We start from the raw sequence: 23,065 nt of genomic DNA on the forward strand, positions 1-23,065 counted from the left end.
CAGGAGAGCAAGCTCTCCATCAAGTCCGCTCGACTTGCATGTATTAGGCACGCCGCCAGCGTTCGTCCTGAGCCAGGATCAAACTCTCCAAGAAAATTGGAAGAATCTGCTCACCCAAAGGGAGTAGCTTTCCAACGAAAGTTTGTAGCTCATTTTGAATCTGACGAGATTGATTTAATCTCAAGTTGCTCCGGTCATAAAACCGTCGCGTTTATACTCACTCGTTGTTCAGTTTTCAAAGATCAAAATCTCTTTCTTTCGTTATCACCGCATCTCAGCGGCGACTTTTATAATATATCATACTCACCAGGTACTTTGCAAGAGTTATTTTTAAAAAGTTTTTTACCACTTTCTATTAACCTTGCAAAAGCCCTGTGCTTCAACTCAAAACGCAAAACTGAAGCGAAAATTAATTTATCATAAGATAGGCAGTGCCGTCAAGCATTATTGTTTAAATTGTGAAAGCTTGCTGTTACGCGCATACTTTGAAAGCTCCTTTTGCGGAGCAAATCGGGCATACATCCGAAAAACAGTCTTGTAGCGGTTCGCAATGGCATTACGGATATCCTGATCCAAACGCTGATCACTTAAGTCGAACAGCATCTCGTCCAGCTCCTTGCGCAGCACATAATCTAATTCCTTACATTCCTTCTCGTTAAATAACATACCCAACATATTGGAACTGGCCCCCCTGTAGATTTATCCCTGAACGTCCATGAACGGATCGGTTATGATTTTATCGTCTTACTGTTATGCTCAACTTTTGGGAAATTTATGAATCACAATTTACAAAATACTAATTCTGCATCAAGGCATAGGTAACCGTGCTCTCAATAATTGCGGCAACAAACAGCAGGATGACGACCCAAAAAGCTGCCGTAACCGATTTACGCAGCACTCCCTCACCTTTTCTGACCCGTGCTCTCCTTCCTGGATTGATTCCGCTAATGACCCAGCTCCCCATTCTGATGCCATAGGCACACGCGATAATAATAGCCGGTATTTCAATAATTCCGTGCGGCAGGAGACCCCGGACGACTAAATCGGCCAGATTCTCTCCTTGGGTGCTTAAACTGTGTACCAAATAACCTATAACCATTCCGTTGACCAGCAGAAACATCACTGGCAGAATCCCAACCAGAAGACCCAGGTAAATGATCAGTACGCCCTTAATGCTGTTATTGAGAAAAATAAACCCGAAGAAGCTCCACTGCGGATGCTCCGAGTTCTGCAGATTACCGCTGACTTCCCTCAACCCGCTTAGCTGCTGGTCCACCAGGTCGGCCAAAGCCCCGGTACTGATCCACCCGGCCGCCACTCCGGCAGCAAAAAGCAATAGGGCAAACAATAATGTTTTTTTGATCGACATTAAGTCTCTTATAAATGTACTCAAACGAAGCAAACGATTCCCTCCTCAAAGTAATAAGTCCCAAGTACGAGCATACATTGAAGTAAACAAGCTTTACATGAGCATTTTTCCTGAGATTCGTTTCAAGGGGCCGTTACAGCCTATTTATAAAACCCCTTTGTTATAACGGACGACAGCGCAAAATGCTGATGTATGGAAAGGGGAGCTTACGAGCATATGAATTCATTTTTCTATGTGCTGAATGGCAGGAAAATAAAACGCACGTTTCTCGTGCTGGCCGCAGCGGTATTTGCCATCGGTATCATCTATGTCGAGAGCGACAACATCACGGTATTCTCTGAAGGGGCTCCAGCAGCCATTTACAGCGTCCCTACCGAGAAGAAAGTGATCGCCCTGACATTTGATATCAGCTGGGGAGAAAAGCGGGCAGAGCCCATTCTGAAGGTTCTGAAGGACAAGAATGTGCAGAAGGCTACTTTCTTTTTATCCTCCCCTTGGGGAAAAAGCCATCCGGATATCGTAAATGATATCAAAAACAGCGGGTTTGAAATCGGAAGCCACGGCCACAAGCACGTGAATTACAGCACGCTGAGCGACGAAGAAATTCGCAAGCAGCTGATCACAGCCAATTCTATATTAACCGATTTAACTGGCAAGGAACCCAATCTCCTCCGCCTCCCTAACGGGGATTTTGACAAGCGGGTGCTGAAGATCGCTGATAGCCTTAATTATAAGGTCATCCAATGGGATACCGATTCCCAAGACTGGAAAAACATCGGTGCGCAAAATATCGTCAATCGCGTAGTGTCGAAGGCGCACCCCGGGGATATCGTGCTTCTCCATGCGAGCGACTCAGTCAAGCAGACCCATGAAGCGCTCCCGGTCATCATTGATGAACTCCGCAAACAGGGGTACGAATTCGTAACCGTGTCCGACCTGCTCAGTCAAGCGGATACCAAGGGAAAAGAGATCCGCGACCAGGCGGCGATGCAGCAAGCCATTGAAGACGCAGCCGGCATGTAATCATAAGCACAGAAAAAAGAGCTAAGAATCTTAGCTCTTTTTTGCGTTCAACACTTTATGAAGGATTAAAATTTGGTAAGCATTGCAGACGATCAGCGGAACCAGAATAAAGACGGTGGCGTTGTTGACGCCAATCTTGAGTCCTCCCACCAGCTCCACGATGGTGATCGCCGTCATGAAGAAGATTGTCGGTATCCAAGCAGTCGGATTGGTTGCTTTGGCCTTGAAATAAGCTACAACGACGGCAACGACCAGAATCGATATACCGACGATCAAGTCGGAAAACTGGCTGTTCTCCTTCCCGACAAAGGAGCGGAAAAACATGACTTCAAGCAGTGCCAGGACCGCCAGGACAAGCTGTATGTACTGCCATACTTTTTTGGGGAAGACCCCGATGGCCGTGTAGTTCAAGATCATATAAGCGAAAAAGCCAAGCTGGGAATAGACGCTGACCATCAGGCCGTATCCGAATAAAATGACCAGATAAAACAAGTAATCGGCAGGCCCCTTAAATTTAATTATACCGCTTCCAAACTGCAGCAGCACCCCGGCCACGATCGCCGCTATAGAGCCGGCAAGCAGTGTTTTCCAAAATAATGTCATCCATCTTTTTAAGTTCAAATATTCTGCACCCCCAAGACTTTATTTTACCAACGTTCACAATAAAAAACCATCCATGCCTCGACATATTTCGAATTTTCGGATGCCATACTACAAACAGGATCTGAAGCAAAGGAGGACAACACTGATGAAGTGGCCGGTTATCGGTTTATGTGCGCTTTTTCTCGGTATTTCCGCGGCTCTGACAGGCTGTGGATCAGAACAGAGCTATGCCCCGCCCCAGAGCGATTATAAAGAGATGAAAACGATGGTTGTCGATATCCTGAAGAGCGATGAAGGCAAGAAAGCAGTCGAGGATGCCCTGAAGGGCGGCGGGGGATCAGGCAGCAGCGGCTCCGGGTCAGGATCGGGGCTCGGCATGCAGATGATGTCCCTTCAAGCCGGAGACCAAATCCGAACGGCGGTCAAAGACACCATTACCGCTCCGGAATATAAAAAAGAGTTCGAAAAAATCATGACGGATCCCCAGTTTGCTGGAGATTTCGCCAAAGCGATCAGCTCGCAGAACAAGCAGCTGCATATGCAGTTGATCAAAGATCCTACTTATCAGCAAGCCGTCGCCGATATTATGAAGTCACCCGAAGTCATGAAAATGTTCCTGGATATTACCAAATCCCCTGAATACCGCAAGCAGTCGATGACCGTCATGCAGGAAGCCATGCAGAACCCGTTGTTCAAAATAGAAGTCATGAACATGCTCAAGGATGTCGTGACCCAAGAGCTCCAGCCTAAGGTCGAAAAATCGCAAAAGAAAAGCCAGAGCAAAGGCCAAGAAGGCGGAGACCAAGGCAGCAGCGAAGGCGGAGATAAGGAAAATGGCGAAGGCGGCGGTGGAGGAAGTTAACCGCATTAAAAAAAAGCCCCAATAGGGGCTTTTTTGCTGTAATGAAACAAACATGCAGTTTATTGCTCGCACTTGGTAACAATCGATGCGGCCAATTGGCCGTAGATCTGACCCGTCTGCGTGTCCGCCTTATATACGGAAGGCGAGAAGTCCGGCTCGGAGACATGGTTATCCGGCGCTCCAAGCGGCAGCTGTGCCAGCAATTCCGTATGAAGCGTTTCCGCCAATTGTCCGCCTCCGCCCCTTCCGAATACGTAATCCCGCTTACCGCAGCCTGCGCACTCGTAATAAGCCATATTTTCGACAACGCCCAAAATGTCATGATTGGTCTGAAGCGCCATCGCTCCGGCACGAGCGGCAACGAAAGCAGCAGTGGCGTGCGGGGTTGTGACGATGATCTCTTTGCTCTGCGGCAGCATCTGATGAACGTCAAGGGCCACATCGCCCGTTCCCGGCGGCAAGTCAAGCAGCATATAATCGAGCTGTCCCCAAGCGACGTCGCCGAAAAATTGATGCAGCATTTTGCCGAGCATCGGACCGCGCCAAATGACCGGGTTATTTTCTCGGATAAAAAAGCCCATGGACATCACTTTGACGCCAAAGCGCTCTACAGGGATGATCGTGTTGTCCTCTACCACGGGCCCCTCTTCGATCCCCATCATATCCGGCACGCTGAAGCCGTAAATATCGGCGTCAATAAGCCCTACGCGCTTGCCCATACGGGCCAAGGCTGCAGCCAGGTTGACGGTCACCGTCGACTTACCTACGCCGCCCTTACCGCTTGCGACCGCGATAAAATGGACGTTCGGATCCTGCAGCAGCTGGTTGTGCTCCAGCCCGGCGGCATGTCCTTTGACGAGCTTATCCTCGTCCTCCTGGCGCATGCGCGCCGACTCCCCTAATATTTTCTCGCGTTCCAGCTCGTTGGCTTCCCGCATCCGGATGTGAATCTCCGTACCCTCTGCGTCCCGGAGCCGCTCCCGGATGTCCTTTTCAAGCGCCTGGGCGTAATCTTCACGCTTGTCTAATGTGATGACCGACAGTGAAATACGGCTTTCCTTCACAACGATATCTCTTATCATTTGCAGCTCAATCAGGCTCTTCCCTGTGACAGGCTCGACGATTGGCTGTAATAGCTGTTGCACTTGCTCACGTGATAACATGCTGGCAGCACCTCTGCTTTATAGTTTTCATCTAAGGTTCCATCTAAAGCCTCAGGTGCTATTATACCATTCTCACGGATTTTCTGACGACACTTTCGCCTTCTCGCCGGACAAATACCGGAGAACTCCCTTGTAGACCGATGCGGCGACCTTGCGTTGGTAGCTCTCATCCCTGAGCAGCTCCGACTCCTGCGGGTGGGACAGAAATCCGACCTCCACCAGAGCCGAAGGCATTTTCAGCGCTTGAAGCAGATACACGGTATTCACTGTTTTGGCCACCCTGTCCGTATTTTCGAGGTTCCGCTTAATCTCATCCTGAATTAATGCAGCCAGTCCTGCGTTGTCCGGGTGATTCGGATAATAAAACGTCTGCGCCCCCCGATATTGATTCGACGGAAAGCTGTTCATGTGAATGCTCAAAAACAGGTCCGCATGCTTGTCCTCAATGAACTTGGCCCTCTGCTTCAGATCCTCTGTCTTACGTTTGGAATACCCTCTCGTATCACCGGCAAGGTCGTAGTCACCCTCGCGTGTCATCACCACGACTGCGCCGGCCTGCTGCAAATAATCCCGCAGATATAGGGCGATGGCCAGGTTAATATCTTTTTCGATCACGCCCTGCTTGCTGACGGCGCCTCCGTCCGGCCCGCCGTGACCGGCATCCAGTGCAATCACTTTTCCCGACAGCGGCAGCCCCAAAGAACCCGTCGTCTTTGCGGCAGGAATTTGGTAGGTAGCCACCGCAATAAAAACAATCAGCAGGCAGAGGCCGATCAGCGCCTTTTTGACCGTGCTTACCCGGATCCACAGCACCTGTTTCTTTCGTCCCTGCTTGGACATAAAAAATCCACCTCCGTTCCCCATATCGACTCTACACATCTATATGGGGCGAGGTGGACAAATAGTACTTTATGAAGATACTTGTGTGGACATCCCTTCGATCAAAATCTTAGCGACCTCAGGACGGGTAAATTCCGGTGGCGGGCAAATGCCGTCGCGCAGCAGACCGCGTACCTTCGTACCGGACAAAGTCAAATGATCTTCCTTCGGATGCGGGCAGGTTTTGCTGGATGCCATATTGCCGCACTTTTTGCAGAAGAAGCTGTGTTCGAAAAACAACGGGGTAATGCCGAGTTCTTCCGCCGTGAAATTCGAGAAAATTTCCTGGGCTTCATAGGTGCCGTAATAATCGCCTACGCCGGCATGGTCGCGGCCGACGATAAAATGGGTGCAGCCGTAATTTTTGCGGACCATCGCATGGAAAATGGCTTCTCTCGGGCCGGCATAACGCATTGCGGCCGGAAACACGCCAAGGAACGTACGATCGGCGGGGTAGTAGTTTTCGAGCAGGACCAGATAACTCTTCATCCGGACGTTGGCCGGAACGTCATCCGACTTGGTCTCGCCAACGAGCGGGTTCAGGAACAGCGCATCGACGATCTCAAGCGCACTCTTCTGGATATACTCATGAGCCCTGTGAACCGGGTTGCGGGTTTGGAAGCCGACAACCTTCTTCCATCCCTTCTCCGCAAAAATACGGCGCGTCTCCGCCGGATCAAAATAAAACTCGCCGAACTTGGCCGGTTTCGGACGGTTCAGCACCTGAATGCTTCCGCCAACATAGTTCGATGGACGCTCAAACAGCTTCTTGACACCAGGATGCTCGGAATCGCTAGCTTTGAATACCTTAGTCGCCTCAGCGGTCTGATCGACGCTGTAAATGCTCTCGATATCAAGAACGGCATACACCACCCCGTCTTCGGCTCCTACGAGGGCTGCCTTGTCGCCTACAGTGAGTTCCGCGGCCTTCTCATCGTCCACAGCCAGTGTTATCGGAATGCTCCATACCGTGCCGTCCGCCAGCCTCATGCGGTCGACGACCGACTGGTAATCCTGCTCGTTCATAAAACCCGTCAACGGGGAAAAAGCGCCTACGCCAATCAGATCGATATCCGAAATCGTCCAAGTATTCACAGGAATCTGTTTAAAACCGGCCGCAGCCTGCAGCAGCTCTTCTCTGGCCTGGCCTTCAGCAATACGGTTAATCAAGGTACCTCCGTGAGGCTGAATCGCTGTCATCTTTTCGCTCCCCTTCTTCTGGTCCGTTATTTATTACTTATGAAGTCCGCATTCAATTTTGTCACTGTTTGCCCAGCGTCCTGCACGAGGATCTTCTCCAGGGGCCACCGCACGCGTGCAATGCTCGCATCCGATACTTGGGAAGTTCATGTCGTGAAGCGGGTTGTAGAATACCTGGTTTTCACGAATATAATGCCATACGTCGTCGGATGTCCAGTCTGCCAGCGGATTGAATTTAACCAGTCCGAATTTGTTGTCGTATTCCACCTTCTTGGAGTTAGCCCGGGTAGGCGCCTGATCGCGGCGGATGCCGGTAATCCATGCGTCGTACTGGGACAAGATCCGGGTCAAAGGCTCTACCTTACGGATGTTGCAGCATGCGTTGGGATCGGATTTCCACAGCTCTTCGCCATGGGCAGCCGCCTGCTCTTCCGGCGTCAGTTTCGGCGATACCCGGACAAACTCAATGCCGTATTTGGCCGCAAGGCGGTCCCGGGTTTCGTACGTTTCTTTAAAGTGGAAATCGGTATCGAGGTAAAAAATGTCGGTCGACGGGCTTACCTTTTGCAAAATATCAACGAGCACGACGTCTTCAGCGCCAAAGCTGCAGGCAAACGTAATGTTCGGGAATGTCTCCACCGCAAGCCGGATCAATTCTTCAGCCGTAGCATGCTCCATTTCTTCGGCTTGTTTCTGGATCCATTGTTCTTTTTCAAGCAAATTCATATAAGATGCCTCCATTCTGAATAAAAGTATCGTTTGTAATTCACTATAATCCCTACTGAAATAATATGATTAATCACAAGTATAAAGTAAAACCGCTGGTTGTCAATTCCTTTTCGTCGTATTTATTATCATTTTGGAATAAAGATTTTGAATAAGGTCCCCCCTATGCCAATTTCTACGCATTCGCCCTATGCATAAACGCACTTTTGGGAATGACATACTAATCCGGTAGAGGAATTTGGGGCTGACAAGCTGTATACGCTGCTCCGTACAAAGGGCATCGGGCACCGGTGCAAATATTGGGCTATGTACAATAGATTATTGGGAAGGAGTGATCTTGGTGATCGTGTCTTCGCATCAATTGAAAAATGTGAGCGGGCCGTTGTATTGCGAGACCTGCAGCCAGCTGTCCGATCAGTTCAATGTATGGTGGACGGACGGTAAAAATGATGATGGCCTGGATTACTGCAACATCCATGTGGAATGCGCCACCTGTCACAATGAGGTATATCACAAGTCGGCTGTGGGGGATATTCATAATTTGGACGACGCGATTAACGTGCTGAGCCAATAAAACGGCCGGGAGCACTTTAAGACTGAGCGGGACTATACATCCTTACGGCAAAGACAACAAAAAATCGCCCTAGACCGGTAATGGCCAGGGCGATTTGTACATAAAAGTAAATATTAACGTTTCGAGAATTGTGGCGCGCGACGAGCGGCTTTGAGACCGTATTTCTTACGTTCTTTCATCCGTGGGTCACGAGTCAGGAAGCCTGCTTTTTTCAGAGCTGGACGGTATTCCGGATCTGCTTTCAGCAGAGCGCGGGAGATCCCGTGGCGAATGGCTCCGGCTTGGCCGGAAATGCCGCCGCCGTTGGCAATAACGAGCACGTCGTATTGTCCCAGCGTTTCAGTCAAAGTCAGTGGTTGTTTTACGATCAGCTTGAGGGTTTCCAAACCGAAGTATTCGTTGATATCACGTTTATTGATGACAATGCGTCCTTCACCCGGTACAAGGCGAACACGAGCTACCGAATGTTTACGACGACCTGTCCCATAGTATTGTACTTGTGCCATGAAACTGTCCTCCTTTTAATTAGCCGCGAAGTTCGTAAACTTCTGGGTTTTGTGCTGCATGCGGATGTTCAGTACCTGCGTATACTTTCAGTCTCAGCTTCATCTTTTCGCCCATGCGGGTTTTAGGAAGCATACCGTGAACAGCGGATTCCAATACACGTTCTGGCTTGCTGTTCAGCAGATCCTGAGCGTTTGTCACTTTCAAACCACCTGGATGCAGGGAGTGACGGTAGTATTTCTTGTTTTGAAGCTTCTTGCCTGTCAGGTGAACCTTCTCAGCGTTGATGATGACAACGAAGTCACCTGTGTCAACATGAGTGGTGAATTGTGGCTTATGTTTACCGCGGATCAGGGCCGCAGCTTCGCTCGCCAGACGTCCGAGCGTTTTGCCTTCGGCATCAATGATGTGCCATTTGCGCTCTACTTCATTTGGCTTGGCCATATAGGTCGTACGCATGAATAGTTCCTCCTTGGTTTCGTCCGAAAACATTTATCTTCGTTCAATTGTCATTGTTAAAAAGTTAATTTTCATGTTAGGAATGTGAATCTCTTAACTGGGGCTGTGGGAAAGCCATTAAGAAAACACAACTTTTATTTTACAGTAAACCCAGGCAAATCGCAAGCTGATTTTAAATTATTTTCATCCGCCGCTTCATACTCGACGTTCCATAAAATCAGCCCCTTGGCGACGGCTGTAGGCCCCGCTTTGGACCGGTCCTTGGCTTCCAGGATGGCCGGCATATCTTCAGGCTTCTTGCGGCCTTTCCCGATCTCCAGCAACGTCCCCACGATAATGCGGACCATGTGCTGAAGAAAACCGCTCCCTGTTACGTAAATATGGATCAGCCCCTGATCTCGCGTCCCTGGACGGCACATGGTATCATCTACCACGAGCTCGGCTTCATACAGCGTCCGGATATGGGAAGGCTTCGTAGAATGGCGCGAAGCAAAGGAAGTAAAGTCATGAGTCCCAATCAAATGCTTCAGCCCCACTGCCATCGCCGCAATGTCCAGCTTAACGGGATGATGGAATTGGGTCCGTCTCTGGAACAGATCCGGGAACTGGTTAGCATTGATGGTATACCGGTACGTCTTCCGTTTGGCCGACCTTCTGGAGTGGAACTCCAGCGGAACCTCCGCCGCCTCCCAGACGATAATGTCTTGGGGCAGCCTTGAGTTAAGGGCGATACACCAACGCTCGACAGGGATCTCGGAAGAGGTGATAAAGTTAAACACCTGACCGCGAGCATGCACACCGGCATCTGTACGCCCTGATGCGTGAATCTTGACCCCTTCCCCTGTCAGAAGCTTGATCGCCTTCTCCAGGGCATCCTGGACCGTGCTGCCGTCCGGCTGGGTCTGGAACCCGCAGTAATCTGTACCGTCATAACTGACCTTCATGCATAGGTTGCGCATTTCTTAAACCTCCTGAATCCGATACCGCATGGTTTCCCGATAAACGGGGAATCCTATCCATTCCTACATTTTTACACAAAAACGGCCCCACCGCGATATCACGGCGGAGCCGTTCCTGTATTCTGACTCGGATGCACCAGCTGCTTCTTTTCAGAAAAAGGAGCTCCCTTCAGGAGCTCCTTAGACACGTCCCTAGAAGTGAAAAAAAGGGTTTGATCAGAATCATGGATTCCTTCCACCCTTTCCTCATCCTCATCAGTTTACGCGCGGTCAACCAGTTCCAAATAAACCATAGGCGCGGAATCACCGCGACGAGGTCCGAGTTTCAGGATACGAGTGTATCCGCCTGGACGCTCAGCGTAACGTGTAGCCAGCTCGCTGAACAGTTTTTGGATTGCGTCTTGCTCCCCATCTACCGTTTCACGACGAACGAATGCTGCCACTTGGCGACGTGCATGAAGGTCACCCTTCTTTGCTTTCGTGATCAGCTTTTCAGCGATTGTGCGAACTTCTTTCGCTTTCGCTTCTGTCGTTTGGATACGCTCGTATAAGAACAGGTCGGTTACCAGGTCACGGAACAAAGCTTTACGTGCGCTGGAATCGCGGCCCAACTTTTGGTATGCCATGTTTTCCCCTCCTTCGCTAACAATCCTAAGATGCTATTCTTCTGTACGGAGTCCCAAACCGAGCTCTTCGAGCTTCTCTTGAACTTCCTCCAAAGATTTGCGGCCCAGATTGCGGACTTTCATCATATCTTCTTCGGTCTTCGTGGTCAGCTCTTGCACCGTATTGATACCGGCACGTTTGAGACAGTTGTAAGAACGTACGGAGAGATCCAGCTCTTCGATTGTCATCTCAAGCACTTTTTCTTTTTTGTCTTCTTCTTTTTCGACCATAATCTCTGCATCTTTCGCTTCGTCCGTGAGTCCCACGAACAGCATCAAATGCTCGGTCAAAATTTTGGCGCCGAGGCTTACCGCCTCTTCTGGTCTGATACTGCCATCAGTCCATACTTCAAGCGTCAATTTGTCGTAGTTGGTCACTTGACCAACCCGCGTATTCTCCACGCCGTAATTCACGCGGCTAATCGGGGTATAGATAGAATCGACCGGGATGACGCCAATTGGTTGATCATCACGTTTATTCTTATCTGCTTGGACATAGCCACGACCGCGGTTAGCAAAAATACGCATATGGAGTCTCGATCCAGGACCCAGTGTAGCAATATGCAGGTCCGGATTAAGAATTTCCACATCGCTGTCCGCCCGGATGTCTCCTGCCGTCACGACTCCTTCGCCCTCAGCATCAATTTCGAACACTTTCTCTTCGTCCGAATGAATTTTCAGGGAAAGAGCCTTCAGGTTCAGAATAATTTCCGTTACGTCTTCCATGACGCCCGGAACCGTTGAGAATTCATGAAGCACACCGTCAATCTGAACAGATGTAACGGCCGCGCCAGGCAGCGAGGAGAGCAGAATCCGGCGAAGTGAATTCCCCAGAGTCGTTCCATATCCTCGTTCCAGCGGCTCTACCACAAATTTTCCATAGGCTCCGTCTTCACTGACGTCTACGGTCTCAATTTTCGGCTTTTCGATTTCAATCACGCAAGTACCCCTCCTTCAAACGTCGCTCCTATATGAAACTGTCACCTTGTTCAAGTGTATCCATGTAGTATGCCTAAACAACCATTATTAGCAGATTGTGCCGGTTTTATACCACATTCCCAGGTTGACTATCAATTAGACACGACGACGTTTTGGCGGGCGGCAACCGTTGTGAGGAATTGGAGTTACGTCTTTGATCAGGTTGACTTCCAGACCAGCAGCTTGCAAAGAACGGATCGCTGCTTCACGGCCTGCACCTGGACCTTTAACCATAACCTCAACTGCCTTCATACCATGTTCCATTGCAGCTTTGGCAGCTGTTTCAGCAGCCATTTGCGCAGCAAACGGAGTGGATTTACGGGAACCTTTGAATCCGAGGCCGCCGGAGCTTGCCCAGGAAATTGCGTTTCCGTGAGGATCCGTGATCGTTACGATCGTATTGTTGAACGTGGAACGGATATGAGCCACGCCAGATTCAATATTTTTACGGTCACGACGTTTAGTACGTACGACTTTTTTCGGTTTAGCCATTGTCTTTTATCCCCCCTTATTATTTCTTCTTGTTCGCTACAGTACGACGAGGGCCTTTCCGTGTACGAGCATTGGTTTTAGTACGTTGTCCACGAACCGGCAGACCGCGGCGATGACGCACACCACGATAGCATCCGATTTCAACGAGACGCTTAATATTCAAGGAAATTTCACGACGCAGGTCACCTTCAACCTTAACCCCTTTGTCGATCGTTTCACGCAATTTGCTGACTTCATCTTCCGTCAAATCACGAACACGAGTGTCCGGATTGATGCCTGTTTCGCTCAGAATTTTCTGGGAAGTCGTTTTACCGATTCCGAAAATATAAGTCAAGGCGATCTCAACGCGTTTGTCACGTGGCAAATCCACACCAGCTATACGAGCCATTTTACGCTACACCCCCTTCTCTTAACCTTGTTTTTGTTTGTGCTTCGGATTTTCACAGATAACCATTACAGTTCCTTTGCGACGAATGACTTTGCATTTTTCGCACATAGGCTTTACAGAAGGTCTTACCTTCATGTTCATTACCTCCCTCAAGTTTTGCCAAGCAAAACTCTCTTCGTAGGATGACTCGGAGTCAACCGGACCAGGTCCGGATAAAATGTTCACTACGTTAACTGCTGCAAATGGGATGTTTAACATCCTGAACGCTTCCCCTAGAGGAAACGGAATTGCTATTTACGGTAAGTTATACGACCTTTGGTTAGATCATAAGGCGATAACTGAACGACCACTTTGTCGCCTGTGAGAATACGGATAAAGTGCATCCGCAGCTTACCGGAAACATGGGCAAGAATCTGATGACCGTTCTCCAGTTCGACCTTGAACGTCGCATTCGGCAATGGTTCAAGAACGGTGCCTTCCACTTCAATAACATCTTCTTTGGCCACAGTCAGTCTCCTTTCTCTTCAGCTTGGGATTCGGTGGACTTCATAAACTTCATCACTGCATAACGCAGCTTTCCGTTTGTGACCCGACCGCTTTCTTTTAAACTGTCAACAACCTCACTGCTGATAAACTTTTGGGGTTCCAGATGCAATAGATTCTTCTTCTTGCATTGGTCAAACTTTCGTTTGTCCCCGTCAGCTATATACACAAATCTGCTGTCAGCTATGGATACGACCACGGCGAGCTGTCCGGCATCCTTGCCTTTCAGGATCTTCACAATTTGACCGATTTGCGGGCTGCTTTGATTGCTCAAGAACGATCACCTACACATCCAGTTTTGTGAAAATCTCCATGCCGTCCGGCGTCACAGCCACCGTATGCTCGAAATGGGCACACAGAGAGCCGTCAACCGTAACGACCGTCCAGTTGTCTTCCAGCGTCTTAACATACCTTGATCCGGCATTGACCATCGGTTCGATCGCCAACACCATGCCGGGTTTAAGCCGAGGCCCTCGGTCCGGCGTGCCAAAGTTCGGAATTTGTGGTTCTTCATGCAGTTCTGCCCCAACACCGTGCCCGACATACTCCCGGACAACCGAGAAGCCGGCATCTTCAATCACGCGTTGAATGGCATGCGAGATCGTAAACAGGCGCACATCAGGTTTGACAAGCTCTAAGCCTGCATACAAAGACCTTTCGGTGACGTCCAGCAAGCGCTGGGCTTCCTCCGAAATGCTCCCTACAGGATAGGTCCAAGCGGAGTCTCCATGGTAACCACGGTACTGCGCACCGATGTCTAGCGTAATAATGTCGCCTTCGTTTAATTTGCGTTTGCCGGGAAATCCGTGCACCAATTGATCATTGACTGAAGCGCAAATGCTGGCAGGAAAACCATTGTAGCCTTTAAAAGACGGCAGCGCATGTTGACTGCGAATGTAGTGGTCTGCAATCCGATCAAGTTCTCCGGTAGTCATCCCCGGCTCGATGTGTTTGGCCATAAGGCGATGCGTTTCCGCAACAATCCGTCCGGCTTCCCTCATAAAGCCAAGTTCCGTTTCGGACTTACAAATGATCATTACAATTAACCTCGCAGTACCGATACGATTTCATCGGATACCGTACCGATTTCCTGATCCCCATCGATCTGACGCAAAAGACCTTTGTTCTCATAAAACGTAAGGAGCGGTGCTGTTTTGTTGATATATTCGTCCAGGCGGGTACCTACGCTCTCTTCGTTATCATCCGAGCGTTGATACAATTCGCCTCCGCATTTATCACATACACCTTCCTGTTTTGGCGGGTTGAAAATCACATGATAAGTCGCACCGCAGTTCTTGCAGATCCGGCGTCCTGTGAGGCGCGCCATCAGCTTGTCGCGGTCAACTTTCAGGTTGATGACATGATCAAGCTTCGTGTTCAGTCTGCTAAGAATTTCATCCAGCGCTTCCGCTTGCGAAAGGGTTCTTGGAAAGCCGTCCAATAAAAAACCTTTTTCGCAATCGGACTGCTGCAGACGTTCTTCAACAATGCCGATCGTTACATCATCCGGTACGAGGAATCCTTGATCCATGTATTCTTTGGCTTTCTTCCCGATAGGAGTTCCCTGCTTAATCGCCAAACGAAATGCATCGCCTGTCGAAATATGGGGAATGCCGAATTCATTGACAATGACTTCCGCCTGTGTTCCCTTTCCTGCCCCAGGAGGGCCCATGAATAGTATGTTCACGTTTCTCTCTCCCTCCAAACACTACCGTTACAAGAAACAACGCAATAAGCACCGGGAAGTTCAGTTGACTTCACCGGGACCTATTACTATTTATTGATAAAGCCTTTGTAATGGCGTTTAATCAATTGACTTTCGATGGTCTTCATTGTATCCAATGCCACACCGATGACGATGAGCAGTGAAGTTCCCCCGATTTTCACCGAGCTCGGCAAACCGGCAAGTGTACCGAAGCCGATCGGAAGCAGAGAAATAGCGGCCAGGAAGATGGCGCCGGTCATGGTTAACCGGGACATTACGCGGGTCAGGTATTTCTCAGTCGCTTTACCAGGACGAATGCCAGGAATGTAGCCACCGTTTTTCTTCATGTTATCAGCCATTTGGTTTGGATTCATCTGCACGAACGTGTAGAAGAAAGTGAAACCAATGATCATCAGAACATACAGTACCATACCAAGAGGGTAGTCATATCTCAAGTTTGTTTGGATCCATTGGGCCCAAGCATGAGTTGACCAGAAGCTCGCAATAATCGTAGGGAACTGCAGCAAGGAGACGGCGAAGATGACCGGAATAACGCCCGCAGCATTGATCTTGAGCGGAATATGCGTATTCTGTCCGCCATACATCTTGTTGCCTACCACACGTTTTGCGTACTGCACAGGAATTTTACGAATCGCCTGCTGGATGTAGATGACACCCGCAATAATCGCCACGATCACAATAAGTATGATGATCGTCTTGAGTGTATTCATAAATACCTGACCATCTTGAATAAAGTTGGAACTCGCTGTACTCCGGATATACATCGGTATGTTAGCGACAATCCCTGCAAAAATCAGAATGGAAATACCATTACCGATTCCTTTTTCAGTAATTTGTTCACCGAGCCACATCAGGAATGCGGTACCTGCGGTCAATACGATCGCAACGAGCACGTAATCCACGAAGGTGGCGTTGGGAATCATTTGCGTACCGTACAACCGGTTAAAACCGATGGCCATCGCAAACGACTGAATCAGGCCCAATACTATCGTACCATAGCGTGTCAATTGCGCCGACTTCTTCTTCCCGTGCTCGCCTTGTTTAGCCCATTCGGCAAGTTTCGGGACGACATCCATCGACAACAACTGCACGATGATGGACGAGGTAATATACGGCACGATCCCGAGGGCAAAGATGGAGAACTGATGAAGCGCTCCTCCCGAGAACGTGTTTAAGAGACCAAACAACTCGCTACCCTGCTGATTCGTTTGCTCCAGGACCGTTTTATCAACGCCTGGAACAGGTACGAATGAACCGATACGGTAAATGATCAGTACAAACAAGGTGAACAAGATTCTCTTGCGTAGGTCCTCAACCCGCCATATATTCTTCAGGGTCTTAAACATTAGATCACCTCGGTTTTACCGCCGGCAGCCTCGATTTTCTCTACCGCAGATTGAGAGAACTTGTTTGCTTTTACAGTCAATTTTACGGTTACTTCGCCATTACCAAGAATTTTGATGCCGCTCTTCGTGTTTTTCACGACGCCGCTTTCCACCAAAAACTCAGGAGTTACTTCAGTACCCTCTGCAAAGCTGTTCAGTTCCTCGATGTTCACGATCGCATACTCTTTCCGCGTAGGATTAACAAATCCACGTTTCGGCAGACGACGATACAATGGGTTTTGCCCACCTTCGAAGCCAGGACGCACACCGCCGCCAGAACGAGCGTTTTGACCTTTGTGACCACGGCCAGATGTTTTACCAGTACCGCTACTTGTTCCACGGCCAACACGTTTGCGTTCTTTGCGGGATCCAGCAGCTGAGGAAAGTTCGTGTAACTTCATCGTTCGTTGCACCTCCTTAATATTTCTAGGTTAGTCTTGTCGCAAGAATTAACCTTCAATTTCAGTAACAGATACCAAGTGGCTCACTTTGTTGATCATTCCGCGAATTGCAGGATTGTCGTTATGAACCACCGTCGAATTTAATTTACGCAAGCCGAGAGTTTTTACAGTCGTGCGCTGAGTTTCAGGACGGCCGATCAAACTGCGGACGAGGGTAATTTGAAGTTTAGCCATGACATTCCCTCCTTAACCGAGCAGCTCTTCGACAGATTTGCCACGCAATTTGGCTACATCTTCAGCACGCTTCAGACGGGACAAGCCCTCCAAAGTCGCGTTGACCATGTTCATGGAGTTCGAAGAACCCAAAGATTTTGTCAAGATGTCACCTACACCTGCCAGCTCCAGTACGGCACGCACAGGACCGCCGGCGATAACTCCAGTACCTTCAGACGCTGGTTTCAAAAGAACGCGTCCAGCACCAAAGTGACCAGTGACCAGGTGAGGAATTGATGTTCCAACGAGAGGAACGTGAATCAGATTTTTCTTAGCATCTTCGATGCCTTTGCGGATGGCGTCAGGAACTTCGCCTGCTTTACCGATACCAGCACCAACCCAGCCTTTGCCGTCACCGACAACTACCAGCGCGCTGAAGCTGAAACGGCGTCCGCCTTTTACTACTTTAGCAACGCGGTTAATATTAACCACTCTTTCAGTCAGTTCCAAAGTGTTAGGATCTACACGCAAGTCGTTTACCTCCTTTTTAGAAATTCTTAGAATTCCAAGCCTGCTTCGCGAGCTGCGTCAGCCAGAGCTTGAATCCGTCCATGGTACAGGTATCCTCCGCGGTCGAATACGATCGAAGTATGACCTTTTTCTTTTGCACGCTTAGCAACGAGTTCGCCGACTTGACGAGCAGCCTCAACGCTGCCGCCGTTTTTCACGGAACTGCTAAGCTCTTTATCAACTGTAGACGCCGAAACGATGGTTACGCCAGATACGTCGTCGATCAGTTGAGCGTAGATATGTTTAGAAGAACGGAATACGTTCAAACGTGGGCGTTCAGCAGTACCTTCGATCTTCTTGCGTACACGCAGATGACGTTTGAGACGAGCTTTGTTCTTATCCTCTTTTGTAATCATGTCTTCCCTTTCACTCCTTTCAGTTTTGCCATGACAGCTTCACTTTAAGACGCACGGGGTAAAGAAGGCTTAAGAAATAATGGCTTATTTCTTCTTACCTGCCTTACCTTCCTTACGGATAATGCGCTCACCTTCATACTTAATCCCTTTACCTTTGTAAGGCTCAGGTTCGCGAACGGAACGGATTTTAGCGGCGTATGCACCTACGCGCTCTTTATCGATACCGCGAACGATGATTTTCGTATTAGCAGGCACTTCGAACTCGATGCCTGGTTCTGGAGTGATTTCAACTGGATGAGAGTAACCAACGTTCAGGACGATCTTATCTCCAGTCTTGCTTGCACGATATCCGACCCCAACCAATTCCAGAGATTTCGAAAAGCCTTCTGTTACTCCGCTCACCATATTGTTGACAACGCTGCGGGTCGTGCCGTGAAGCGAACGATGCGCTTTGTTGTCGGATGGGCGCTCAACGACGATTTCGTTGTTTTCTACCGTTACCTTCATGTCTTTATGAAGTTCACGAGTCAAAGATCCTTTCGGTCCTTTAACCGTAATAACGGAATTGTTCAGTGTGATATCCACACCGCTTGGTACTGCGATTGGTTTGCGACCAATACGGGACATGTGTTGCACCTCCTTGTTCTGTGACGTATATTACCAAACGTAGCAGACAACTTCTCCGCCAGCTTTGGATTGACGAGCTTCTTTGTCGGTCATAACTCCTTTGGATGTGGAGATAATCGCAATACCCAAACCGCCGAGGACACGAGGAATTTCGTTGCTCTTCGTGTACACGCGCAGACCTGGTTTACTGATTCTCTTCAGACCGGAGATGACGCGTTCATTGTTGGCACCGTATTTCAGGAAAACACGGATAATCCCTTGTTTGTTGTCATCGATATATTCTGCATCACGGATGAAACCTTCACGCTTCAAAATGTCAGCGATTTGTTTTTTCATCGTCGAAGCAGGCATTTCAACCGTTTCGTGACGCACAGTGTTGGCGTTACGAATACGAGTCAGCATATCTGCAATTGGATCAGACATAGTCATTTTGTGTGAACCTCCTTCCCGATTGTAAACTTCTTACCAGCTTGCTTTTTTCACGCCAGGGATCTGGCCTTTATAAGCTAATTCACGGAAACAAATTCTGCAAATTTTGAACTTTTGCAGTACCGAATGTGGACGACCGCAACGTTCGCAGCGTGTGTAAGCACGCACTTTAAACTTAGGCGTACGTTGTTGTTTTACTTTCATCGAAGTTTTTGCCACTTAGCCTGACACCTCCTAAAAATTTTCGGAGAAATGGATTTGCGAATTACTTCGCAAAAGGCATTCCCAATTGAGCGAGCAGCTCGCGGGACTCTTCGTCAGTTTTAGCCGTCGTTACGATAACGATATCCATACCACGGACTTTATCAACTTTATCATACTCGATCTCAGGGAAGATCAGTTGCTCCTTGAGGCCAAGCGTGTAGTTGCCGCGTCCATCAAATGCTTTGGTAGACACGCCGTGGAAGTCACGGACACGTGGAAGGGTAACGTTGAACAATTTGTCCAGGAAGTAGTACATACGCTCTCCGCGCAGTGTTACCTTCACACCGATCGGCATATTCTCACGCAGTTTGAATCCGGCGATGGATTTTTTAGCACGAGTAATTACCGGCTTTTGACCAGCAATCAGCTGCATATCATTGACTGCGGCATCCAGGACTTTCGAGTTGGATACGGCATCACCCACACCCATGTTGATGACAACCTTCTCGATTTTAGGTACCTGCATTACCGTAGAATAACTGAACTTCTGCATCAAAGCAGGAGTAACTTCATTCAAAAAACGTTCTTTCATTCTTGCTGCCATGAATTATGAACCTCCTTTCTTAACGATTCGATTAGTCGATAACCTCTCCGGATTTCTTCGCAACACGGACCTTTTTACCGTTATCCAGCGTTTTGTAACCGATACGGGTTACTTTGCCGCTCTTCGGATCGATATGCATCACATTGGATACATGGATCGGTGCTTCCTGCTCGATAATTCCGCCTTGAGGGTTGGATTGGTTCGGTTTTTGGTGCTTCTTCACCATGTTCACGCCTTCGACAAGCACACGGTTTTCACGAGGATACGCTGCGATGACACGGCCTTTTTTGCCTTTGTCTTTACCGCTGATGACCATAACCGTATCTTCTTTCTTCACGTGCAGTTTGTTGCTGTGCGATTCCAGAACCTTTTTCACTTTCGGCATTTTGTTACACCTCCTATGACTGCATGTCAGCGATTTATCGGGATCCCGTAACAGCTCACTGTCCGGGAATCAGCTATTAGATTACTTCCGGTGCCAAGGAAACGATTTTCATGAAATCTTTGTCGCGAAGTTCGCGAGCCACTGGTCCGAAAATACGAGTTCCGCGCGGGCTTTTGTCCTCTTTAACAACAACCGCTGCGTTTTCGTCAAAAGAGATGTAAGATCCGTCTTTGCGGCGTACAGAACGTTTCGTACGAACCACAACAGCTTTAACAACATCACCTTTTTTGACAACGCCGCCTGGTGTTGCTTGTTTGACGGAGCAAACGATCAAATCACCGATGGCTGCTGTACGACGTCCCGTACCACCCAGCACGCGGATACACATCAGTTCCTTCGCACCAGAGTTGTCAGCTACTTGAAGACGTGTAAATGGTTGAATCATTGAAATTTCCTCCTTTCGGAAAAACTATCTCTATCTTTAGATGATAACCGCTTTTTCAACGACTTCTACCAGTCTCCAACGTTTGTCTTTAGAGAGTGGACGAGTTTCCATGATTTTAACGGTATCTCCGATTTGTGCTGTGTTGTTCTCATCATGCGCTTTAAATTTCTTCGTGTATTTAATGCGCTTGTGGTAGAGATCATGCTTTTTGTAAGTTTCAACGGCTACAACAATGGTTTTATCCATTTTGTCACTGACAACTTTACCGATTTGCACTTTACGAGCATTGCGTTCTTCGCTCATAGTTAGCCTCCTTCCTGATTACAGACGAGCACGGCTGTGATCTATTAACTAATCCCAAGTTCTCTTTCACGGATGACGGTTTTAGCACGAGCTATTTCCTTGCGTACATCACGGATCCGAGTTGGGTTATCAAGCTGTCCGGTAGCCAATTGAAAACGGAGGTTAAAGAGTTCTTCTTTAAAGCCCGCAATCTTTTGCTCGATTTCTGCAGTGGTCAAGTTACGCAGATCATTAGCTTTCATTTGCTTCACCACCCAATTCTTCACGTTTCACAAACTTCGTTTTGATCGGCAGCTTGTGGGCGGCGAGACGCATCGCTTCGCGAGCGATTTCCTCAGACACGCCTCCAAGTTCAAACATAATCTTGCCTGGTTTGACAACTGCGACCCATTTCTCAACGTTACCTTTACCGCTACCCATACGAACCTCAAGAGGTTTTTGAGTGATCGGCTTGTCAGGGAAAATCTTAATCCATACTTTACCGCCACGCTTGATGTAACGCGTCATCGCAATACGCGCTGCTTCGATCTGACGGTTCGTGATCCAAGTTGGCTCCAGAGCTTGCAAACCGAATTCACCGAAGTTCAGTTCAGTTCCGCCTTTTGCCATACCCTTCATGTGACCGCGTTGCTGTTTGCGGTGTTTTACACGTTTTGGTACCAACATGATTAGTTGCCTCCTTCCTGAGCAGCTTGTTTCTTAGCCGTAGGAAGAACCTCTCCACGATAGATCCATACTTTTACGCCGAGACGGCCATAAGTTGTATGCGCCTCAGCCGTACCGTAGTCGATGTCAGCACGAAGCGTATGAAGTGGAACAGTTCCTTCACTGTAGCCTTCCGAACGAGCGATCTCGGCGCCGCCAAGACGTCCGCCCACTTGAGTTTTGATTCCTTTAGCGCCTGAACGCATCGTTCTTTGGATCGCTTGTTTCAGAGCACGACGGAAAGAAACGCGGCGTTCCAATTGCTGAGCAATGCTTTCTGCAACCAGGACAGCGTCCAGGTCAGCATGTTTAATTTCAGAGATGTTGATGTGAACTTTTTTACCGCCTGCAATTTTCGTAACTTGGCTGCGAAGTACTTCAACTTCGGAACCACCTTTACCGATAACCATGCCTGGTTTCGCAGTGTGGATAGTGACGTTCACACGATTTGCCGCTCTCTCGATCTCAATGCGAGAAACAGCAGAATCTTTCAATTTATTTTTCAGGTATTCACGGATTTTTACATCTTCCAGCAAAAGATTACCGAAATCTTTGCCAGCATACCATTTCGATTCCCAATCACGGATAATCCCGATACGGAGTCCGACTGGATTTACCTTTTGGCCCACACGTTATCCCTCCTTATTTTTCAGATACCACCAAAGTAATGTGGCTGGTGCGTTTATTGATCCGGCTCGCACGACCCATGGCGCGTGGACGGAATCTCTTCATTGTTGGGCCTTGGTTAACGAAAACCTGGCTCACAACCAAATTGTTAATATCCATCGAGTAGTTATGCTCAGCATTGGCGATCGCTGAGTTCAGCAGCTTCTCCACAACCAGGGAAGCCGATTTCGGAGTGTGGCGGAGAATGGCGATGGCCTCACCAACTTGCTTACCGCGGATCAAGTCAACAACGAGCTTGACTTTACGAGGAGCAATCCGAATAGATCTGGCATGTGCTTTTGCTTCCATTTGTTTTACCTCCTCTCAAACAAAGAGCTTAGAAATTATCTTCTTGTTTTCTTGTCATCGTCCGTATGACCCTTGTAGGTACGTGTTGGAGCGAATTCACCCAACTTGTGTCCTACCATGTCTTCCGTTACGTATACCGGAACGTGCTTGCGTCCGTCGTATACACCGAACGTGTGACCGATAAATTGTGGGAAAATCGTAGAGCGACGGGACCAAGTTTTGATAACCGCCTTCTTGTTCGATTCGTTCATCACTTCTACTTTTTTCAGCAGGTACCCGTCAATGAAAGGTCCTTTTTTCAAACTGCGACTCATCTATAAAATCCTCCCTTCATCCAATCTTCTCGTTAC

General features: G+C 48.6%; 39 protein-coding genes and 1 rRNA gene. 3 read left to right on the forward strand and 37 right to left on the reverse strand.

Annotated features, from left to right (window positions below; genetic code table 11):
* The 3 genes from FHS19_RS33075 to FHS19_RS33085 all read right to left on the reverse strand — a co-directional run.
* Positions 1 to 94: ribosomal RNA gene (locus FHS19_RS33075) — 16S ribosomal RNA — on the reverse strand; the annotation flags it as partial.
* A gap of 350 nt (positions 95 to 444) precedes the next feature.
* Positions 445 to 675, reverse strand: coding sequence for a hypothetical protein (locus tag FHS19_RS33080; protein WP_076176772.1), 231 nt, complete (start codon positions 673 to 675; stop codon positions 445 to 447).
* Positions 676 to 796: 121 nt separating this feature from the next.
* Positions 797 to 1,369, reverse strand: a complete 573-nt coding sequence (locus tag FHS19_RS33085; protein ID WP_246426954.1) for a stage II sporulation protein M — start codon at positions 1,367 to 1,369, stop codon at positions 797 to 799.
* Between the two features lie 216 nt (positions 1,370 to 1,585).
* Here FHS19_RS33085 and pdaB point away from each other — a divergent pair, with 216 nt between their 5' ends.
* The gene (gene pdaB / locus FHS19_RS33090) at positions 1,586 to 2,392 is read left to right on the forward strand and encodes a polysaccharide deacetylase family sporulation protein PdaB (RefSeq protein WP_183587564.1); all 807 of its coding nucleotides are present in this window, start codon (positions 1,586 to 1,588) and stop codon (positions 2,390 to 2,392) included.
* Positions 2,393 to 2,422: 30 nt separating this feature from the next.
* On the opposite strand, the gene FHS19_RS33095 is transcribed toward pdaB, so the two are convergent.
* Positions 2,423 to 3,013: a KinB-signaling pathway activation protein gene (locus FHS19_RS33095; RefSeq protein WP_183587566.1), complete on the reverse strand. Its 591-nt coding sequence runs from the start codon at positions 3,011 to 3,013 to the stop codon at positions 2,423 to 2,425.
* Between the two features lie 127 nt (positions 3,014 to 3,140).
* Between FHS19_RS33095 and gerD the strand changes: the two genes are divergently transcribed.
* Positions 3,141 to 3,857, forward strand: coding sequence for a spore germination lipoprotein GerD (gerD, locus tag FHS19_RS33100; protein ID WP_183587568.1), 717 nt, complete (start codon positions 3,141 to 3,143; stop codon positions 3,855 to 3,857).
* A 59-nt stretch (positions 3,858 to 3,916) separates the two neighbouring features.
* Here gerD and salA read toward each other — a convergent pair whose 3' ends face one another.
* The 4 genes from salA to FHS19_RS33120 form a co-directional block, all read right to left on the reverse strand.
* Positions 3,917 to 5,020 carry an iron-sulfur carrier protein/transcriptional regulator SalA gene (gene salA / locus FHS19_RS33105; RefSeq protein WP_183587571.1) on the reverse strand — a complete coding sequence of 368 codons (1,104 nt, stop codon included), beginning with the start codon at positions 5,018 to 5,020 and terminating at the stop codon, positions 3,917 to 3,919.
* A 72-nt stretch (positions 5,021 to 5,092) separates the two neighbouring features.
* Positions 5,093 to 5,860 (reverse strand): N-acetylmuramoyl-L-alanine amidase CwlD, encoded by a 768-nt coding sequence (cwlD, locus tag FHS19_RS33110; protein WP_183587573.1) that lies wholly within the window; start codon positions 5,858 to 5,860, stop codon positions 5,093 to 5,095.
* 69 nt (positions 5,861 to 5,929) lie between these two features.
* A complete protein-coding gene (gene sat, locus FHS19_RS33115) occupies positions 5,930 to 7,099 on the reverse strand; it encodes a sulfate adenylyltransferase (protein WP_183587575.1) in 1,170 nt (389 codons plus the stop codon).
* 33 nt (positions 7,100 to 7,132) lie between these two features.
* The gene (locus FHS19_RS33120) at positions 7,133 to 7,825 is read right to left on the reverse strand and encodes a phosphoadenylyl-sulfate reductase (protein ID WP_183587577.1); all 693 of its coding nucleotides are present in this window, start codon (positions 7,823 to 7,825) and stop codon (positions 7,133 to 7,135) included.
* Between the two features lie 340 nt (positions 7,826 to 8,165).
* On the opposite strand from FHS19_RS33120, the gene FHS19_RS33125 reads away from it, so the two are divergent.
* Entirely contained in the window at positions 8,166 to 8,399 is a 234-nt protein-coding gene (locus tag FHS19_RS33125) for a hypothetical protein (RefSeq protein ID WP_183587579.1), read from the forward strand.
* A 113-nt stretch (positions 8,400 to 8,512) separates the two neighbouring features.
* Here FHS19_RS33125 and rpsI read toward each other — a convergent pair whose 3' ends face one another.
* The 29 genes from rpsI to rpsS form a co-directional block, all read right to left on the reverse strand.
* Complete coding sequence (gene rpsI, locus FHS19_RS33130; RefSeq protein ID WP_076176762.1) at positions 8,513 to 8,905, reverse strand: 30S ribosomal protein S9; 393 nt, start codon at positions 8,903 to 8,905, stop codon at positions 8,513 to 8,515.
* Between the two features lie 19 nt (positions 8,906 to 8,924).
* The gene (gene rplM, locus FHS19_RS33135; protein WP_076176761.1) at positions 8,925 to 9,362 is read right to left on the reverse strand and encodes a 50S ribosomal protein L13; all 438 of its coding nucleotides are present in this window, start codon (positions 9,360 to 9,362) and stop codon (positions 8,925 to 8,927) included.
* Positions 9,363 to 9,496: 134 nt separating this feature from the next.
* Entirely contained in the window at positions 9,497 to 10,321 is an 825-nt protein-coding gene (truA, locus tag FHS19_RS33140; RefSeq protein WP_183587581.1) for a tRNA pseudouridine(38-40) synthase TruA, read from the reverse strand.
* Positions 10,322 to 10,581: 260 nt separating this feature from the next.
* Complete coding sequence (gene rplQ / locus FHS19_RS33145) at positions 10,582 to 10,947, reverse strand: 50S ribosomal protein L17 (RefSeq protein WP_076176759.1); 366 nt, start codon at positions 10,945 to 10,947, stop codon at positions 10,582 to 10,584.
* A 33-nt stretch (positions 10,948 to 10,980) separates the two neighbouring features.
* Positions 10,981 to 11,925 carry a DNA-directed RNA polymerase subunit alpha gene (locus tag FHS19_RS33150; RefSeq protein ID WP_076176758.1) on the reverse strand — a complete coding sequence of 315 codons (945 nt, stop codon included), beginning with the start codon at positions 11,923 to 11,925 and terminating at the stop codon, positions 10,981 to 10,983.
* 135 nt (positions 11,926 to 12,060) lie between these two features.
* Entirely contained in the window at positions 12,061 to 12,456 is a 396-nt protein-coding gene (gene rpsK, locus FHS19_RS33155) for a 30S ribosomal protein S11 (RefSeq protein WP_009589209.1), read from the reverse strand.
* A 19-nt stretch (positions 12,457 to 12,475) separates the two neighbouring features.
* Positions 12,476 to 12,844 carry a 30S ribosomal protein S13 gene (rpsM, locus tag FHS19_RS33160; RefSeq protein ID WP_076176757.1) on the reverse strand — a complete coding sequence of 123 codons (369 nt, stop codon included), beginning with the start codon at positions 12,842 to 12,844 and terminating at the stop codon, positions 12,476 to 12,478.
* Between the two features lie 21 nt (positions 12,845 to 12,865).
* A complete protein-coding gene (rpmJ, locus tag FHS19_RS33165; RefSeq protein WP_026688601.1) occupies positions 12,866 to 12,979 on the reverse strand; it encodes a 50S ribosomal protein L36 in 114 nt (37 codons plus the stop codon).
* 155 nt (positions 12,980 to 13,134) lie between these two features.
* Positions 13,135 to 13,350 carry a translation initiation factor IF-1 gene (gene infA, locus FHS19_RS33170; RefSeq protein ID WP_017692098.1) on the reverse strand — a complete coding sequence of 72 codons (216 nt, stop codon included), beginning with the start codon at positions 13,348 to 13,350 and terminating at the stop codon, positions 13,135 to 13,137.
* A gap of 2 nt (positions 13,351 to 13,352) precedes the next feature.
* The gene (locus FHS19_RS33175; RefSeq protein ID WP_076176756.1) at positions 13,353 to 13,661 is read right to left on the reverse strand and encodes a KOW domain-containing RNA-binding protein; all 309 of its coding nucleotides are present in this window, start codon (positions 13,659 to 13,661) and stop codon (positions 13,353 to 13,355) included.
* A 10-nt stretch (positions 13,662 to 13,671) separates the two neighbouring features.
* A complete protein-coding gene (gene map / locus FHS19_RS33180; RefSeq protein ID WP_183587583.1) occupies positions 13,672 to 14,424 on the reverse strand; it encodes a type I methionyl aminopeptidase in 753 nt (250 codons plus the stop codon).
* Positions 14,425 to 14,429: 5 nt separating this feature from the next.
* The gene (locus FHS19_RS33185; RefSeq protein WP_183587586.1) at positions 14,430 to 15,074 is read right to left on the reverse strand and encodes an adenylate kinase; all 645 of its coding nucleotides are present in this window, start codon (positions 15,072 to 15,074) and stop codon (positions 14,430 to 14,432) included.
* An 86-nt stretch (positions 15,075 to 15,160) separates the two neighbouring features.
* Positions 15,161 to 16,459 carry a preprotein translocase subunit SecY gene (secY, locus tag FHS19_RS33190; protein ID WP_183587588.1) on the reverse strand — a complete coding sequence of 433 codons (1,299 nt, stop codon included), beginning with the start codon at positions 16,457 to 16,459 and terminating at the stop codon, positions 15,161 to 15,163.
* Positions 16,459 to 16,899, reverse strand: coding sequence for a 50S ribosomal protein L15 (gene rplO, locus FHS19_RS33195; RefSeq protein ID WP_076176752.1), 441 nt, complete (start codon positions 16,897 to 16,899; stop codon positions 16,459 to 16,461). Before rplO ends, secY begins: the two co-directional genes overlap by 1 nt.
* A 48-nt stretch (positions 16,900 to 16,947) precedes the next feature.
* Positions 16,948 to 17,133 carry a 50S ribosomal protein L30 gene (gene rpmD / locus FHS19_RS33200; RefSeq protein ID WP_076176751.1) on the reverse strand — a complete coding sequence of 62 codons (186 nt, stop codon included), beginning with the start codon at positions 17,131 to 17,133 and terminating at the stop codon, positions 16,948 to 16,950.
* A 12-nt stretch (positions 17,134 to 17,145) separates the two neighbouring features.
* On the reverse strand, positions 17,146 to 17,643 hold the full coding sequence (gene rpsE, locus FHS19_RS33205) for a 30S ribosomal protein S5 (RefSeq protein ID WP_076176750.1): 498 nt from the start codon (positions 17,641 to 17,643) through the stop codon (positions 17,146 to 17,148).
* Between the two features lie 26 nt (positions 17,644 to 17,669).
* Positions 17,670 to 18,038, reverse strand: coding sequence for a 50S ribosomal protein L18 (gene rplR / locus FHS19_RS33210; RefSeq protein WP_183587590.1), 369 nt, complete (start codon positions 18,036 to 18,038; stop codon positions 17,670 to 17,672).
* An 84-nt stretch (positions 18,039 to 18,122) separates the two neighbouring features.
* Positions 18,123 to 18,665: a 50S ribosomal protein L6 gene (rplF, locus tag FHS19_RS33215; RefSeq protein ID WP_183587592.1), complete on the reverse strand. Its 543-nt coding sequence runs from the start codon at positions 18,663 to 18,665 to the stop codon at positions 18,123 to 18,125.
* Between the two features lie 30 nt (positions 18,666 to 18,695).
* Positions 18,696 to 19,094 carry a 30S ribosomal protein S8 gene (gene rpsH / locus FHS19_RS33220; RefSeq protein ID WP_076176747.1) on the reverse strand — a complete coding sequence of 133 codons (399 nt, stop codon included), beginning with the start codon at positions 19,092 to 19,094 and terminating at the stop codon, positions 18,696 to 18,698.
* A gap of 33 nt (positions 19,095 to 19,127) precedes the next feature.
* Positions 19,128 to 19,313 (reverse strand): type Z 30S ribosomal protein S14, encoded by a 186-nt coding sequence (locus tag FHS19_RS33225; protein ID WP_013312154.1) that lies wholly within the window; start codon positions 19,311 to 19,313, stop codon positions 19,128 to 19,130.
* A 46-nt stretch (positions 19,314 to 19,359) separates the two neighbouring features.
* A complete protein-coding gene (gene rplE, locus FHS19_RS33230) occupies positions 19,360 to 19,902 on the reverse strand; it encodes a 50S ribosomal protein L5 (protein ID WP_076176746.1) in 543 nt (180 codons plus the stop codon).
* 31 nt (positions 19,903 to 19,933) lie between these two features.
* On the reverse strand, positions 19,934 to 20,287 hold the full coding sequence (rplX, locus tag FHS19_RS33235) for a 50S ribosomal protein L24 (RefSeq protein WP_076176745.1): 354 nt from the start codon (positions 20,285 to 20,287) through the stop codon (positions 19,934 to 19,936).
* Between the two features lie 76 nt (positions 20,288 to 20,363).
* Complete coding sequence (rplN, locus tag FHS19_RS33240) at positions 20,364 to 20,732, reverse strand: 50S ribosomal protein L14 (RefSeq protein WP_076176744.1); 369 nt, start codon at positions 20,730 to 20,732, stop codon at positions 20,364 to 20,366.
* A 36-nt stretch (positions 20,733 to 20,768) separates the two neighbouring features.
* Positions 20,769 to 21,035 carry a 30S ribosomal protein S17 gene (gene rpsQ / locus FHS19_RS33245; RefSeq protein WP_025336666.1) on the reverse strand — a complete coding sequence of 89 codons (267 nt, stop codon included), beginning with the start codon at positions 21,033 to 21,035 and terminating at the stop codon, positions 20,769 to 20,771.
* Positions 21,036 to 21,079: 44 nt separating this feature from the next.
* Entirely contained in the window at positions 21,080 to 21,277 is a 198-nt protein-coding gene (rpmC, locus tag FHS19_RS33250; RefSeq protein ID WP_076176743.1) for a 50S ribosomal protein L29, read from the reverse strand.
* The gene (gene rplP, locus FHS19_RS33255; RefSeq protein WP_076176742.1) at positions 21,267 to 21,701 is read right to left on the reverse strand and encodes a 50S ribosomal protein L16; all 435 of its coding nucleotides are present in this window, start codon (positions 21,699 to 21,701) and stop codon (positions 21,267 to 21,269) included. The genes rpmC and rplP overlap by 11 nt, the downstream gene beginning before the upstream one ends.
* 2 nt (positions 21,702 to 21,703) lie before the next feature.
* Positions 21,704 to 22,369, reverse strand: coding sequence for a 30S ribosomal protein S3 (gene rpsC, locus FHS19_RS33260; RefSeq protein WP_105441900.1), 666 nt, complete (start codon positions 22,367 to 22,369; stop codon positions 21,704 to 21,706).
* 13 nt (positions 22,370 to 22,382) lie between these two features.
* Positions 22,383 to 22,715 (reverse strand): 50S ribosomal protein L22, encoded by a 333-nt coding sequence (rplV, locus tag FHS19_RS33265; protein ID WP_076176740.1) that lies wholly within the window; start codon positions 22,713 to 22,715, stop codon positions 22,383 to 22,385.
* Between the two features lie 35 nt (positions 22,716 to 22,750).
* On the reverse strand, positions 22,751 to 23,029 hold the full coding sequence (gene rpsS / locus FHS19_RS33270) for a 30S ribosomal protein S19 (protein WP_076176739.1): 279 nt from the start codon (positions 23,027 to 23,029) through the stop codon (positions 22,751 to 22,753).
* Between the last annotated feature and the right edge of the window lie 36 nt (positions 23,030 to 23,065).

The sequence above is a fragment of the Paenibacillus rhizosphaerae genome (assembly GCF_014192015.1).
Taxonomy (GTDB): domain Bacteria; phylum Bacillota; class Bacilli; order Paenibacillales; family Paenibacillaceae; genus Paenibacillus_AQ; species Paenibacillus_AQ rhizosphaerae.

Bases quoted from the DNA above. Each gene is read 5' to 3' on its own strand.
- sat (WP_183587575.1), bottom strand. From the start codon at position 7,099: ATGACAGCGATTCAGCCTCACGGAGGTACCTTGATTAACCGTATTGCT.
- rpmC (WP_076176743.1), bottom strand. From the start codon at position 21,277: ATGAAAGCTAATGATCTGCGTAACTTGACCACTGCAGAAATCGAGCAA.
- rplO (WP_076176752.1), bottom strand. From the start codon at position 16,899: ATGAAGTTACACGAACTTTCCTCAGCTGCTGGATCCCGCAAAGAACGC.
- rpmJ (WP_026688601.1), bottom strand. From the start codon at position 12,979: ATGAAGGTAAGACCTTCTGTAAAGCCTATGTGCGAAAAATGCAAAGTC.
- rplF (WP_183587592.1), bottom strand. From the start codon at position 18,665: ATGTCCCGTATTGGTCGCAAACCAATCGCAGTACCAAGCGGTGTGGAT.
- pdaB (WP_183587564.1), top strand. From the start codon at position 1,586: ATGAATTCATTTTTCTATGTGCTGAATGGCAGGAAAATAAAACGCACG.
- FHS19_RS33085 (WP_246426954.1), bottom strand. From the start codon at position 1,369: ATGTCGATCAAAAAAACATTATTGTTTGCCCTATTGCTTTTTGCTGCC.
- rpmD (WP_076176751.1), bottom strand. From the start codon at position 17,133: ATGGCTAAACTTCAAATTACCCTCGTCCGCAGTTTGATCGGCCGTCCT.
- rplE (WP_076176746.1), bottom strand. From the start codon at position 19,902: ATGGCAGCAAGAATGAAAGAACGTTTTTTGAATGAAGTTACTCCTGCT.
- rpsS (WP_076176739.1), bottom strand. From the start codon at position 23,029: ATGAGTCGCAGTTTGAAAAAAGGACCTTTCATTGACGGGTACCTGCTG.
- rpsH (WP_076176747.1), bottom strand. From the start codon at position 19,094: ATGACTATGTCTGATCCAATTGCAGATATGCTGACTCGTATTCGTAAC.
- FHS19_RS33080 (WP_076176772.1), bottom strand. From the start codon at position 675: ATGTTGGGTATGTTATTTAACGAGAAGGAATGTAAGGAATTAGATTAT.
- rplN (WP_076176744.1), bottom strand. From the start codon at position 20,732: ATGATTCAACCATTTACACGTCTTCAAGTAGCTGACAACTCTGGTGCG.
- truA (WP_183587581.1), bottom strand. From the start codon at position 10,321: ATGCGCAACCTATGCATGAAGGTCAGTTATGACGGTACAGATTACTGC.
- rpsI (WP_076176762.1), bottom strand. From the start codon at position 8,905: ATGGCACAAGTACAATACTATGGGACAGGTCGTCGTAAACATTCGGTA.
- rplM (WP_076176761.1), bottom strand. From the start codon at position 9,362: ATGCGTACGACCTATATGGCCAAGCCAAATGAAGTAGAGCGCAAATGG.
- rpsQ (WP_025336666.1), bottom strand. From the start codon at position 21,035: ATGAGCGAAGAACGCAATGCTCGTAAAGTGCAAATCGGTAAAGTTGTC.
- rpsM (WP_076176757.1), bottom strand. From the start codon at position 12,844: ATGGCTCGTATAGCTGGTGTGGATTTGCCACGTGACAAACGCGTTGAG.
- rplP (WP_076176742.1), bottom strand. From the start codon at position 21,701: ATGTTGGTACCAAAACGTGTAAAACACCGCAAACAGCAACGCGGTCAC.
- rplV (WP_076176740.1), bottom strand. From the start codon at position 22,715: ATGGAAGCAAAAGCACATGCCAGATCTATTCGGATTGCTCCTCGTAAA.
- gerD (WP_183587568.1), top strand. From the start codon at position 3,141: ATGAAGTGGCCGGTTATCGGTTTATGTGCGCTTTTTCTCGGTATTTCC.
- rplX (WP_076176745.1), bottom strand. From the start codon at position 20,287: ATGCCGAAAGTGAAAAAGGTTCTGGAATCGCACAGCAACAAACTGCAC.
- secY (WP_183587588.1), bottom strand. From the start codon at position 16,459: ATGTTTAAGACCCTGAAGAATATATGGCGGGTTGAGGACCTACGCAAG.
- rplQ (WP_076176759.1), bottom strand. From the start codon at position 10,947: ATGGCATACCAAAAGTTGGGCCGCGATTCCAGCGCACGTAAAGCTTTG.
- cwlD (WP_183587573.1), bottom strand. From the start codon at position 5,860: ATGTCCAAGCAGGGACGAAAGAAACAGGTGCTGTGGATCCGGGTAAGC.
- rplR (WP_183587590.1), bottom strand. From the start codon at position 18,038: ATGATTACAAAAGAGGATAAGAACAAAGCTCGTCTCAAACGTCATCTG.
- rpsK (WP_009589209.1), bottom strand. From the start codon at position 12,456: ATGGCTAAACCGAAAAAAGTCGTACGTACTAAACGTCGTGACCGTAAA.
- FHS19_RS33120 (WP_183587577.1), bottom strand. From the start codon at position 7,825: ATGAATTTGCTTGAAAAAGAACAATGGATCCAGAAACAAGCCGAAGAA.
- map (WP_183587583.1), bottom strand. From the start codon at position 14,424: ATGATCATTTGTAAGTCCGAAACGGAACTTGGCTTTATGAGGGAAGCC.
- salA (WP_183587571.1), bottom strand. From the start codon at position 5,020: ATGTTATCACGTGAGCAAGTGCAACAGCTATTACAGCCAATCGTCGAG.